Annotated in this window: 13 protein-coding genes; 6 read left to right on the plus strand and 7 right to left on the minus strand. The window is 63.0% G+C overall.

The genetic code is table 11. From position 1 onward, the window contains the following. The 4 genes from QCE62_RS33345 to acnA form a co-directional block, all read left to right on the plus strand. Positions 1-463 (plus strand): citrate/2-methylcitrate synthase (locus QCE62_RS33345; RefSeq protein ID WP_309927280.1); only part of this gene is annotated, 463 nt, incomplete at its 5' end. 89 nt (positions 464-552) lie between these two features. Further along, positions 553-1,083 (plus strand): hypothetical protein, encoded by a 531-nt coding sequence (locus QCE62_RS33350; RefSeq protein WP_309927281.1) that lies wholly within the window; start codon positions 553-555, stop codon positions 1,081-1,083. Positions 1,084-1,117: 34 nt separating this feature from the next. Beyond that, a complete protein-coding gene (locus QCE62_RS33355) occupies positions 1,118-2,569 on the plus strand; it encodes a bifunctional 2-methylcitrate dehydratase/aconitate hydratase (RefSeq protein WP_309927283.1) in 1,452 nt (483 codons plus the stop codon). A 37-nt stretch (positions 2,570-2,606) separates the two neighbouring features. Continuing rightward, the gene (gene acnA / locus QCE62_RS33360) at positions 2,607-5,324 is read left to right on the plus strand and encodes an aconitate hydratase AcnA (RefSeq protein ID WP_309927286.1); all 2,718 of its coding nucleotides are present in this window, start codon (positions 2,607-2,609) and stop codon (positions 5,322-5,324) included. Between the two features lie 117 nt (positions 5,325-5,441). Here acnA and QCE62_RS33365 read toward each other — a convergent pair whose 3' ends face one another. Next, a complete protein-coding gene (locus QCE62_RS33365; protein WP_309927288.1) occupies positions 5,442-5,765 on the minus strand; it encodes a DUF2917 domain-containing protein in 324 nt (107 codons plus the stop codon). Positions 5,766-6,075: 310 nt separating this feature from the next. Here QCE62_RS33365 and QCE62_RS33370 point away from each other — a divergent pair, with 310 nt between their 5' ends. Continuing rightward, on the plus strand, positions 6,076-7,500 hold the full coding sequence (locus QCE62_RS33370; RefSeq protein WP_309927290.1) for a PLP-dependent aminotransferase family protein: 1,425 nt from the start codon (positions 6,076-6,078) through the stop codon (positions 7,498-7,500). Between the two features lie 4 nt (positions 7,501-7,504). Here QCE62_RS33370 and QCE62_RS33375 read toward each other — a convergent pair whose 3' ends face one another. From QCE62_RS33375 to QCE62_RS33385, 3 genes are all read right to left on the minus strand, one after another. Further along, the gene (locus QCE62_RS33375) at positions 7,505-8,344 is read right to left on the minus strand and encodes a DUF1932 domain-containing protein (protein WP_309927291.1); all 840 of its coding nucleotides are present in this window, start codon (positions 8,342-8,344) and stop codon (positions 7,505-7,507) included. Positions 8,345-8,401: 57 nt separating this feature from the next. Continuing rightward, positions 8,402-8,632, minus strand: coding sequence for a hypothetical protein (locus QCE62_RS33380; RefSeq protein WP_309927295.1), 231 nt, complete (start codon positions 8,630-8,632; stop codon positions 8,402-8,404). Between the two features lie 229 nt (positions 8,633-8,861). Beyond that, on the minus strand, positions 8,862-10,313 hold the full coding sequence (locus tag QCE62_RS33385) for an NAD-dependent succinate-semialdehyde dehydrogenase (RefSeq protein WP_309927298.1): 1,452 nt from the start codon (positions 10,311-10,313) through the stop codon (positions 8,862-8,864). A gap of 152 nt (positions 10,314-10,465) precedes the next feature. Here QCE62_RS33385 and QCE62_RS33390 point away from each other — a divergent pair, with 152 nt between their 5' ends. Further along, positions 10,466-10,882, plus strand: coding sequence for a MarR family transcriptional regulator (locus QCE62_RS33390; RefSeq protein WP_309927300.1), 417 nt, complete (start codon positions 10,466-10,468; stop codon positions 10,880-10,882). Positions 10,883-10,950: 68 nt separating this feature from the next. On the opposite strand, the gene QCE62_RS33395 is transcribed toward QCE62_RS33390, so the two are convergent. Genes QCE62_RS33395 through QCE62_RS33405 form a run of 3 tightly spaced genes read right to left on the minus strand, consistent with a single transcriptional unit; the run spans position 10,951 to position 12,974 of the window. Further along, a complete protein-coding gene (locus QCE62_RS33395; RefSeq protein ID WP_309927302.1) occupies positions 10,951-11,562 on the minus strand; it encodes a hypothetical protein in 612 nt (203 codons plus the stop codon). 50 nt (positions 11,563-11,612) lie between these two features. Then, entirely contained in the window at positions 11,613-12,386 is a 774-nt protein-coding gene (locus QCE62_RS33400) for a molybdopterin-dependent oxidoreductase (RefSeq protein WP_309818804.1), read from the minus strand. 3 nt (positions 12,387-12,389) lie between these two features. Then, a complete protein-coding gene (locus tag QCE62_RS33405; RefSeq protein ID WP_309927304.1) occupies positions 12,390-12,974 on the minus strand; it encodes a cytochrome b/b6 domain-containing protein in 585 nt (194 codons plus the stop codon). Between the last annotated feature and the right edge of the window lie 54 nt (positions 12,975-13,028).

The raw sequence follows: 13,028 nt of genomic DNA on the forward strand, positions 1-13,028 counted from the left end.
CGGCGCCAACGAAGTGGCCTTTGAAATTCAGTCACGCTATCTCGATGCCGACGAAGCCGAAGCCGACATCAAGCAGCGCGTGGAACGAAAGGAAGTGGTGATCGGCTTCGGGCATCCGGTGTACACGATCTCGGACCCGCGCAACAAGGTCATCAAGGAAGTCGCGAAGAAGCTCTCGAAGGAAGCGGGCGACACCAAGCTTTTCAGCATCGCCGAGCGCCTTGAAACGGTCATGTGGGACGCGAAGAAGATGTTCCCCAATCTCGACTGGTTCAGCGCCGTGTCGTATCACATGATGGGCGTGCCCACGGCCATGTTTACGCCGCTGTTCGTGATCTCGCGCACGTCGGGATGGAGCGCGCACATCATCGAGCAACGCATCGACAACAAGATCATCCGGCCGAGCGCGAATTACACGGGACCGGAGAATTTGAAGTTCGTGTCGCTAAATAAGCGAAAATAGCGGGCTGCGTGGGTCAGATCCTGCGAGGACAGGGTCACCCCGCGCGGCAGAACCGCCATTCAACCCAATGTTTTTGAAAGGTTTTATCGATGAATAAAATTTTGATCGCTGCAATCGCCGGCACGCTGGCTACGACGAGCCTCTTCGTCAGCGCCGGCGCTTTCGCCGCGACCGCGACCACCACCGAATCGGGCAAGGCCAAGGCCACGGCCAAGACGACCGCCAAGCGTCCCGCCCCCGCACGACGTCTCATCAAGCGCAGCCCGAAGGCCGAAGCCGCCGCGGCAGCGAAAGTCGATCCGATTCCGGACGGCGCAGTGAAATGGTCCTGCAAGGACGGCAATTCTTTCTATCTGAAAGGCGACATGAAGCGTGACACCATCGTCACGGTGAACTGGGCGAAGAAGGACTACCGCCTGCCGCGTCAGGACACGACGACCGGCGCCGACCGTTTCCACGATTCGGCATCGGGCATGGATCTTGTGGTGATCCCGACGAAGGCAATGCTTTTCTCCGACAAGGATTCGTCGCGTCTCGCCGATGAATGCATGACGGCCGAAATGGCCGCCGGCGGCGCCGCACCCACGCAGTCGAACGCGCTGATCAAGCCTGCGCAGTAAGGCGGCTGAGCGCGCATCAACAGGAAAATCTTCGATGTCCGCACCGATCTCCACGGTCCGGCCCGATCCGGACAAGGTACTGGTCGACATGGTCGACTATGTCCTCAACACTCGTATCGACAGCACGCTTGCGCTTGAGACCGCGCGCAACTGCCTGATCGACACGCTCGGTTGCGGACTCGAAGCCCTTTCCTACCCCGCCTGCACCAAGCTGCTGGGACCCATCGTGCCGGGCACGATCGTCCCGCACGGCGCAAAGGTGCCCGGCACGCAGTTCCAGCTCGACCCGGTTCAGGCCGCGTTCAACATCGGCGCGATGATCCGCTGGCTCGATTTCAACGACACCTGGCTGGCCGCCGAATGGGGCCATCCGTCGGACAATCTGGGCGGCATCCTCGCCACCGCCGACTGGCTCTCGCGCAGCGCGATCGCCGCCGGCAAGCCGCCGCTCAGCGTGAAAGACGTCCTGATCGCGATGATCAAGGCGCATGAAATCCAGGGCTGCATCGCGCTGGAGAATTCGTTCAACAAGGTCGGTCTCGATCACGTGCTGCTCGTGAAGGTCGCTTCCACCGTCGTGGTCGGCCAGATGATCGGCCTCACGCGCGACGAGCTCATCAATGCCGTCTCGCTCGCTTTCGTCGATGGTCATTCGCTGCGCACCTATCGGCACGCGCCGAACACCGGTTCACGCAAGTCATGGGCGGCCGGCGACGCCACCTCGCGCGCCGTGCGTCTCGCGCTGATCGCGAAGACCGGCGAGATGGGCTATCCGTCGGTGCTGACGGCGAAGACCTGGGGTTTCTATGACGTGCTCTTCAAGGGCAACGCGTTCAGTTTCCAGCGTCCGTACGGCTCGTACGTGATGGAGAACGTCCTTTTCAAGATCTCGTTCCCGGCCGAATTCCACGCGCAGACCGCCGTGGAAGCGGCCATGACGCTGCACGGCATGCTGAAGGATGCCGGCAAGTCGGTGGACGACATCAGCCGCATCACCATTCGCACGCACGAAGCGGCGCTGCGCATCATCGACAAGCAGGGTCCGCTGAACAATCCGGCCGACCGCGATCACTGCATCCAGTACATGATCGCCGTGCCGCTGATCTTCGGCCGTCTCACCGCCGCCGATTACGAAGACACCATCGCGCAGGATCCGCGCATCGACGTCTTGCGCGGCAAGATGACCTGCGTGGAAGACCCGCAGTACACGAAGGACTATCACGACCCGGACAAGCGCTCGATTGCCAATGCGCTCACTGTCGAGTTCAATGACGGCTCGCGGCTGAACGAGATTGCAGTCGAGTATCCGATCGGTCACAAACGCCGCCGCGCGGAAGGCATTCCGCTGCTCGTCGAGAAGTTCAGGACGAACCTGGCGCGCCGCTTTCCGCAGAAGCAACAACAGGCGATCCTCGCGGCATCGCTCGACCAGGCACGGCTCGAAGCCATGCCGGTGCATGAATATGTCGATTTGTACGTGATTTAAGCAGCGCAATTTCCTCGTCCAGCCCAAGGAAAACAACATGGCCCACAATCTCCACAACACGCTCAAGGAATTCGACAGCGGTTCCGGCAAAGCCAAGTTTTACTCGCTGCCGCAACTCGGCGACGCGCTGAAAATCAAGATCCAGCGCCTGCCAGTCTCGATTCGTCTGGTGCTCGAATCGGTGCTGCGCAACTACGACGGCAAGAAGATCTCGGAAGAGCACATCGAGCAACTCGCGAACTGGAAGCCGAACGCGTCGCGCGTCGATGAAATTCCGTTCGTCGTCGCGCGCGTCGTGCTGCAGGATTTCACCGGCGTGCCGCTGCTCGCCGACATCGCCGCCATGCGTGGCGTCGCGAAGCGCGCGGGCAAGGATCCGAAGGCCATCGAGCCGCTCGTGCCGGTGGATCTCGTCGTCGATCACTCGGTGCAGATCGATCACTTCCGCGAACCCAACGCGCTCGACCTGAACATGAAGCTGGAATTCCAGCGCAACAACGAGCGCTACCAGTTCATGAAGTGGGGCATGCAGGCGTTCGATACCTTCAAGGTCGTCCCGCCGGGCATCGGCATCGTGCACCAGGTGAACCTCGAATACCTCGCGCGCGGCGTCCACAAGAAGGGCGAAGGCAAGGACACGGTCTACTACCCGGACACGCTCGTCGGCACCGACTCGCACACGACGATGATCAACGGCATCGGCGTGGTGGGCTGGGGCGTGGGCGGCATCGAGGCGGAAGCGGGCATGCTCGGCCAGCCGGTCTACTTCCTGACGCCGGACGTGGTCGGCGTCGAGCTGAAGGGCAAGCTGCGCGAAGGCTGCACGGCAACGGACCTCGTGCTGACCATCACCGAAATGCTGCGCAAGGAGAAGGTCGTCGGCAAGTTTGTCGAGTTCTTCGGCGAAGGCACGGCGTCGATCGGCGTGCCGGATCGCGCGACCATCGGCAACATGGCGCCCGAGTACGGCGCGACCATGGGCTTCTTCCCGGTCGATGAAAAAACCATCGACTACTTCAAGGGCACGGGCCGCACCGACGCCGAAATCGCCGCGTTCGAGAAGTACTTCAAGGCGCAGAAGCTGTGGGGCGTGCCGAAGGCCGGCGACATCGACTACACCAAGACGCTGACGCTCGATCTGGGCACGGTGGCGCCGTCACTCGCGGGTCCGAAGCGTCCGCAGGACCGCATCGAAATCGGCAACGTGAAGAGCAACTTCGTCGATCTGTTCTCGAAGCCGGTCGGTGAAAACGGCTTCAACAAGAAGGCCGCCGAACTCGACACGCAATACACGACCACCGACGGCGTCGGCGTCAAGAACGGCGACGTGCTGATCGCCGCGATTACCTCGTGCACGAACACGTCGAACCCGAGCGTGCTGCTCGCCGCCGGCCTGCTCGCGAAGAAGGCCGTCGAAGCCGGCCTGACGGTGGCGCCGCACATCAAGACGTCGCTGGCGCCGGGATCGCGCATCGTCACGGAGTACCTGACGAAGACCGGCCTGCTGACCTATCTCGACCAGCTCGGCTTCACGCTCGCCGCGTATGGCTGCACGACGTGTATCGGCAACGCGGGCGACCTGACGCCGGAACTGAATGACGCCATCGTGAAGAACGATATCGTCGCGGCGGCCGTGCTGTCGGGCAACCGCAACTTCGAGGCGCGCATTCACCCGAACATCCGCGCCAACTTCCTGGCTTCGCCGCCGCTGGTCGTGGCGTATGCCATCGCGGGCAACATCACGCGCGACCTGATGACGGAGCCGGTCGGCAAGGGCAAGGACGGCCGCGACATCTATCTCGGCGACATCTGGCCGACCAGCGACGAAGTCCACGCGCTGCTGAAGTTCGCGCTCGACGCGAAGGCGTTCCGCGAGAACTACTCGCAGCTCACGAAGGACGGCGACCTGTGGAGCAAGATCGCGGGCGAAAGCGGGCAGGTCTATGACTGGCCGAAGTCGACGTACATTGCCGAGCCGCCGTTCTTCGGCAGCGACTTCTCGATGAAGCCGGCCGACTCGATTCCCGCCGTGAAGGGCGCGCGTGCGCTCGGCATCTTCGGCGACTCGGTGACGACCGACCACATCAGCCCGGCGGGTTCGATCAAGGAAACGTCGCCGGCGGGCGTGTGGCTGAAGGCGAACGGCGTGCAGAAGGCCGACTTCAACAGCTACGGCTCGCGCCGCGGCAATCACGACGTGATGATGCGCGGCACCTTCGCGAACGTGCGCATCAAGAACCTGATGATCCCGGCCAAGCCGGACGGCACGCGCGTGGAAGGCGGCCTGACGCTGCATCAGCCGAGCGGCGAACAGCTGTCAATCTACGACGCGGCGATGAAGTACATCGAAGCCGATACGCCGACCATCGTCTTCGCGGGCGAGGAATACGGCACGGGCTCGTCGCGCGACTGGGCCGCGAAGGGCACGCAACTGCTCGGCGTGAAGGCCGTGGTGGCGCGCAGCTTCGAACGGATCCACCGCTCGAACCTGGTGGGCATGGGCGTGCTGCCGCTGCAGTTCAAGGGCTCGGACAGCATCCAGTCGCTGAACATCACGGGCGAGGAAACCTATGACGTCGAAGGGCTCGGCGACGACTTCAAGCCGCAGCAGGAAGTCACGCTGGTGATCCATCGCAAGGACGGCAAGGAAGATCGCGTGCAGGTTCTGCTGCGTATCGACACGCCGATCGAGGTGGACTACTACAAGCACGGCGGCATTCTGCCGTTTGTGCTGCGTTCGCTGCTCGCAGCGTAGACTACGCTTGTTTTGCAGGTGACCGCGCTCGAAAGAGCGCGGGAACATTGGACCCGGCCTCGGCCGGGTTTTTTTTCGCCTTCGTGGCTGCTGTCGCGTTCGCTGCCGTGCTCGCCGTCATGTCTTGATCGCGGCAAGCCTCGCCGGCTGCGCACGACGACCGAACCACGCCCGCATCATGTCGCCGGGACCGCGCGTGCGCACAGGCGCGGAAGTCGAAGCCAGCGAGAACCAGCTCGCCTCCCGGTTGCCGCTGACCCAGATCGTCGTATAAGGCGGCAACTCGACCGAGTCGCCCGCGCCCAGCCAGTGATCGTCCGTCTGGCCTTCGATGGTCAGCCAGATCTGGCCGCGCGTGACACGCAGCGTTTGAGGCCGGTCGATGACCCAGCGCGCAGCCGCTTCGCGCCCGTCCAGTTCGAATGTCCGAATTTCACGCATGATGCCGCTCCTTCTGTTCACGTTTCGGAAGGCCACCTCCGTTCATGCAGTTCGAGCAGGAAGCAACCGTTGATGCCATTATTCGACCGATTTCGAACAGCTTGAATGTACAGTTATGAACAGTTGCAGCGGAACTGTTAAGCTAATTTGGCCGAACAGTTCGAAAATGTTTTGACACTTGAAAAGTGCTTCATCATCGGTCTGGCCAGTCTTGACGGCGGTTTTAGGATGCGTTCGAATGGCGCAATGACACGGCTGAACAGCAAAATCACAACTGTTCACTCAGACTCACTGAACACTTTGGAACACCATGAACGCGCTTCCGCTTCATATCGACGGCGGCACCGGCGTGCCGCTCACCGAGCAGATCGTCAGCCAGATCGAGACGATGATCCGCTCGCGCCGCGTACTGGCCGGCGCCAAGCTGCCGTCCATCCGCCAGCTCGCGGCGGAGCAGCACATCAGCCGCTTTCCGGTGATCGAGGCATATGACCGGCTCGCCTCGCGAGGATTGATCCAGCCGAAGCACGGCTCGGGCTTCTACGTGGCGAATCACGTCGAGGAGCGCGACAGCAGCGCCGGCAACTGCAATCCGCGTCTGGCGGAAGAGGAATCCACTCAGATCCTTCAGCAGTTCAACTACCCCGGCGAGACGCTGAAGCTGTCGAGCGGCTTCATTCCGGAAGCATGGCGCGAGGTGGACGGTCTCACGCAGGCCATCCGGCAGGCCTCGCGCAGCGACGTATCGAGCGTGATCGACTATGCCCTGCCTCACGGCGACACGGGTCTGCGGCAACAGATCGTGATGCGCATCAACGCGCTCGGCATCGACGCGGACCTGCCCAACGTGATGCTCACGAGCGGCGCGAGCCAGGCGCTCGACCTGGTCGTGCGCTACATGCTGAAGCCCGGCGACACCGTGTTCGTCGAGGATCCGGGCTACTACAACCTCTTCGGTCTCTTGAAGCTGCAAGGCGTGCGGCTGGTCGGCGTGCCGCGGCTCGCGAACGGCCCGGACATCGACGCCGCCGAGGCGCTCCTCAAGCAGCATCAGCCGAAGCTCTTCTTCGTCAACACGGTCTTCCAGAACCCGACCGCGACCAACATCGCACCGCAGGTGGCGTTCAAGCTGCTGCAACTGGCGACCCAGCATGGCTTCTCAATCGTCGAGGACGACATCTACGCCGACTTCCAGGCCGTGCCGACGCAACGGCTCGCCTCGCTCGACCAGCTCGATCGCGTGATCTATGTGGGCGGCCTGTCGAAGACGCTGTCGTCGTCGCTGCGTATCGGCTATCTCGCGGCGAATCGCGAACTGGTGAAGAATCTCGTCGACGTCAAGGTGCTGACGAGCCTCGGCGGCTCGCGCTTTGCGGAAAGCGTCGCGGCCAGCCTGCTCGAACGCGGCACCTATCGCAAGTATCTGGAGCGCCTGAGGAAGCGCGTGCGCGATTCGCTGTCGAGCGCGGTGCAGACGCTCGAAAGCCATGGCTGGGATGTGTTCGATGAACCAAGCGGCGGCAATTTCGTCTGGGCGAAAGTGCCGGGCATCGAGGATTCGACGGTTCTCGTGAAAGCCGCCCTCGAGTTCGGGGTGACGCTTGCGCCCGGCAGCTACTATCGGCCGAACGGCGAAGTGAGTCCGTGGGTGCGCATCAATTCGGCCTATGCCGGCGATCGCCGCGCGGGACGCTTCTTCGCGGCGATGACGGAGCAGGCCATCGCCGGGAACTAGGCTGTCATTTGTCCCGCTCGGCGAAGAAGCGTTCGAGCGCATCGGTGGCGTCGCGATCCTTCGCGAGCCGCGCGTAAAGTCCGGCGGCGCCTTCATATACGCGATGCTCGGCGAACTCCTCGCCGATGAACTGCGCAATCTCTTCCATCTCCGCCACCCAGCGATACGCCTTCGGCGGCATGCGCGGCACATTGCGCGAAAGCCATGCGGCGAGCGCGGGCTGGCTCTCGGTCAGTTCGGCGAAGAGCGCGTCGCCGGCGCCGTTGCGCATCGCGGCCAGCGACATCGCCGAACCGATTGCCGTCAGTCCCTTCGTGATGCCCGCGTACGACATCTTGAGCGCCGATGCCGCACCGATCGGACCATCGAGCACGTGTATGACGAGGCCCGCTTCGCCAAGCGGCTGCGCGTCCGGCGCATGCGGGCCGGACAGGTAGAACTTCGGCGCGGCAGGCAGACCGATGATCGCGCCATCGACGAACGGCGTGCCCGACGGATCGAGCACCTGAGCCACCGTCCGGACCGTGTCGGGATTGATCGCGTTGCAATCGACGTAGACGGGTTTGCGCGAGGCGCGTTCGAGCGCCGGTGCAAGACGCTGCGCAGTCTCCACGGCCACCGCCGGCGGCACGACCGACAGGATGAAGTCGCACGTGGCGAGTTCGTCCAGGCTGGCGTCGCGCATGCCGGCTTCCTGTGCCCGCTTCGCACTCGCGGCGCTGCGGCCTTCGAGCGACGTGAAGACCTGCGCGCCGCCCTGCGTCAGCGCATGTCCCACCGCGGATCCCATATTGCCCGCGCCGAGCAGCGCGACAGTCGGTTTCTTCGCATCAGTCACTTGCATGCTCCATGTGTCGGGGTCGAACCACAGCATACCCTCGCCGCTTTGGAACCGCTCGCGCTACCTGGTCTCATCGTGATCGTGAGGCGCCTGACCGCGCAGTGCGCCGAGCCGCAGCAGCATGTCCCGGCCTTTCGGTGTCAGCGAGGGCAGCGCGTGACCGCTCGGCAGACGCGTCATCTCGATCAACGCCTCCTGACGCAGACGCACCGTATGAAAACCGGCCGCCTCGACCAGATGAGGTGAGCGCTGGATCAGCAGCAGCGTGGATAGTTCGTGAGGGCTCAGCATGCGATTCTCCAGGAACAGGACGGGCAGATCACGCGTGTCCCGATGTCATCCCTAAAGAGTGAAGCTGGCAATTCGGCTACGCATATTTTTCCGTGCGTTACGTGGTTACACTTCTGAAACCAACTCGTATTGCATGGACCTTGCGATGCCGCTTACAACGCACGAGCCATAAAAAAAGCGGCCTCGACGAGGCCGCTTTCATGCAGCACATTCGCTGCAATTTAACGATTCAACGATGTTCCGTGACGAACTTCGTGACGAGATACGCTTCCATCGCTTCGCTGCCGCCTTCCGAACCGTAGCCGGAATCCTTCACGCCGCCGAACGGCGTCTCGGGCATGCCGAGGCCATGATGGTTGATCGACACCATGCCGCTTTCGATATCGTCGGCGAACGCAGCGGACGTGGCCGCCGAGCTCGTATAGCCATAGGCAGCAAGACCGTAAGGCAGGCGGTTCGCCTCGGCGATCACTTCGTCATACGAGCTGAACGAAGCGATCGGCGCGATCGGGCCGAACGGCTCTTCGGTCATGATGCGGGCGCTCATCGGTACGTCGGTGAGCACGGTCGGCGCGAAGAAGTAACCTTCACGGCCGACGCGCTCGCCGCCCGTCAGCACCTTCGCGCCGTGTTCGCGCGCATCGGCGACCAGCCGCTCCATGGCCTCCAGACGACGGCCATTGGCAAGCGGCCCCATCTGCACGCCGTCTTCCAGACCGTTGCCGACCTTCACGGCGCTGGCCGTGGCGACGAAGTGATGCACGAACTCTTCATAGACGGCTTCTTCGACGAGAAATCGCGTCGGCGAGATGCACACCTGCCCCGCGTTGCGGAACTTTGCGCCGGCCAGCATCTTCGCGGCACGCGGAATGTCGGCGTCCTTGAACACGATGGCCGGCGCATGACCGCCGAGTTCCATCGTCACGCGCTTCATGTGCTCGCCCGCCATCGATGCGAGCAGCTTGCCCACCGGCGTGGAGCCGGTGAACGAGATCTTGCGGATGACCGGATGCGCGATCAGGTACTTCGAGACATCGGCGGGCACGCCGAACACGAGGTTGACGACGCCGGCGGGCACGCCTGCATCGGCATAGGCCTGAACGAGCGCTGCGCAGCTCGCGGGGGTTTCCTCCGGGCCTTTCAGCACGACCGAGCAGCCTGCCGCGAGCGCCGCCGATACCTTGCGCACTGCCTGATTGATCGGGAAGTTCCACGGCGTGAACGCGGCCACCGGACCGACCGGCTCGCGCGTGACGATCTGACGCACCGCATCCGCGCGCGACGGGATCACGCGGCCATAGGTGCGGCGCCCTTCCTCGGCGAACCATTCGATGATGTCGGCAGCCGAAAGCGTCTCGATGCGCGCTTCGCCCAGGGGTTTGCCCTGTTCCATCGTCATGATCGCGGCGATGTCGGCCGCGCGTTCACGAATGATCTGCGCGGCGCGGCGCATGATCTTGCTGCGCTCGTAAGGCGAAACCTTGCGCCATTCCTTGAAGCCGCGCGCGGCTGCGTCCGCCGCGAGCGCCAGTTCTGACTCTCCGGCCAGCGCCAGGCGGCCAATCTCGGCTTCGCTTGCCGGATTGATCACGGCCGTGTCGCGCGAGCCGTTGCGCCACGCGCCATCGATATACAGCTGGACGTTCGGATAAGCAGGAAGGTCGGAACGAGTGTTGCTCATGCATGTCTCCTTGAGAGTGGAGCGGCGCAACGCAAAGTTGCCCAGGATCAAAAACGCAGGCGGCCATCTTATCGCGAACGCGTAAAATCTGCCGATGAACCCCGCCCCACTGATAGTTGCAGAGCGAATCACATGACTTCACGGTGAACCGTATGTTCGACCAATGCCTTTATTTCAACACGACCGCGCTGGCCCGCTCGCTCGAACGCGAGTGGGCAAAAGCATTCAAGCCCTTCGGACTCACGCCGTCGCAGGCTTTCATGCTGCGCGCCGTCGTCGATCATCCCGGTCTGTTGCAAAGCAATCTCGCCGATGCCCTTGCTATCTCGCGCCCCACGGCCACGCGCACGCTCGACGGACTACAGCAGCTCGGACTCGTCGAGCGCTGGTCCACTGAAAGCGACGGCCGCGAATCCGCGATCCATCCCACCGATGCCGCGCATGCCGTGATGAAGCGCATCGGCACGGCGAGCGCCGAAGTTACGCGCCGCATCAAGCGCAAGCTCGGCACATCGCAGTTCGACGACACGGTGACGAGCGTCCGTCATCTGCGTGCATCGCTGGAATGAGCCGTTGAAAAAAATGCCCGCCGGATGGCTCCAGCGGGCATTCATGGGGCATTCGAAGCACAAACCGCTTACATCGGCGGCACGACACCATCCTTCTCGACCACGATACGCTGCGCCGCGAAGTCCGAGCCCGCCGGGCTCGCCACGACGAACACCTTCTTGCCCGGCTTGAGGTCGTCATGCGTTGCAGGCGAGAAGGTCACGACCGGCACGTTCTCCGGCACCGTCACCGAGTTCGAACCGCCCTTGTACGAGAGCTTCAGGTCGCGGCCGCTCGTGCCCTGCACCACCTGGTCGACGTTCGCGTTGGTCATCGAGCTCTTCGGGCCGAGATCCCAGTCATAGTGACCTTCGCCGGTGCCGCGCGCCGCTTCCGGGAACACCAGCACTTCGGTGGCGGTGAGCTTGCCGTCCGTGCCGGTCATCGCCGCCGTGCCGACGAACGAACCCGGCTTGATGTCCTGCAGCTTGATGTTCTTCAGCGCGGTGACGGGCGTGTCCGACTTCACCGCGATCTTCACGGTGTCGCCGCTCTTGCGATGCACAGTCAGCGTATCGCCCGACAGCGACACGATATCGCCGCGAATGCGCGTGGGTTTGGCGGCGGGCGCCTGGGCAAAGGCGGCGGAAGCGAGTGCGAGCGTCACGATGCTGACGCCGAGTTTCATGCGGATCGACATGCAATCTCCTTGGGTTAATCGAAGCTGAAGCGTTGAGCGAAACACGGCGATCAGGACCCGCCGAACCAGTTGTAGCCCTGGTTCTCCCAATAGCCGCCGGGGTAATCGTTGGTCACGGTGATCGCGACAATATGCTTCGGATTCTTGTAGCCGAGCTTGGTCGGCATGCGCAGCTTCATCGGAAAACCATACTTGGGCGGCAGGATCTGCCCGTCATAGGTCAGCGTCAGCAGCGTCTGCGCATGCAGCGCAGTGGGCATGTCGATGCTCGTCGAATAGTTGTCGGCGCAATGGAAGGCCACGTACTTCGCGCTGGTATCCGCACCGGCGCGAGCGAGGACGTTCGCGAAGCGCACGCCGCCCCACTTGCCGATCGCGCTCCAGCCCTCGATGCAGATATGCCGCGTCACCTGGCTTTCCTGCGGCAGCGCGTGCAGTTCGTCGAGCGTCCAGACGCGCTTGCCCTTCACCCTGCCGCCGATCTCGAGCTTGTACGCGGCCGGATCGACTTCGGGCACTTCGTCGATGTCATAGAACGCGTTGAACGGAAACGGCCGCGTGATCATCGACTCGGGATACGTGGGCGCGAGCGCGTTCGGATCGAACAGCAGCGCCTGCACGTCGTCGTTGAAGGACGAGATGCGCCGCAGCATGGCGTTGACGGACTTGTCGTCGGTGATGTTGCAACCGGAGAGCATCGCCAGGCCGCCGAGCGAAAGAATGCGCTTGCCGAACAGACGGCGCGCGGGCGCCTTCAGTTCCTTCGCCGCGTCCTTGATGATGAGGTCGGCGTCGGGTCTCGATTTGAACAGTTTCAGCGACATGGATCAGCGGCCTCGAATCATCAGCACGAGCGAGCGCGGCACGAGCGCGACCATCGCGACGTGCACCACGAAGAACGCCACCAGGAAGCTCATGCCAAAGAAATGCACGATGCGGGCGTTGTCATAGCCGCCCATCAACGCACGCAACAACGGGAACTGCACGGACTTCCACACCGCCAGCCCCGACAGAATCACGATCACGATGTCCACGATGACCGCGAGATAAGCGAACTTCTGCACGGCGTTGTAATGCGTGAGGTCGTCATGGCCGAGCTTGCCGCGTACGGCGGCCAGCGCGTCCGTGAAGATGCTCCTGATCGACAGCGGGAACATGCGGCGGCGCAGACGGCCCGTGAAGAGGTTCATCGCGAGATAGACGATGAAGTTCGCGACCAGCAGCCACATCGCCGCGAAATGCCATTGCAGCGCACCGCCGAGCCAGCCGCCCAGCGTGATGGCCGGAGCAAAGGTGAGCGACTTGAAGATCGGCGAGGCGTTGTAGATCTGCCAGCCGCTCGTCACCATGATCAAGACGGCGAAGGCGTTGAGCCAGTGCGTGATGCGCAGCCAGAGCGGTTGTACTTGCACGGGTTTCCTCGCGAATGGCGAAACAATGTGCAGGCATGTTAGCCACGCCGCGCT

This window comes from Caballeronia sp. LZ033, from assembly GCF_031451265.1.
Classification (GTDB): Bacteria; Pseudomonadota; Gammaproteobacteria; order Burkholderiales; family Burkholderiaceae; genus Caballeronia.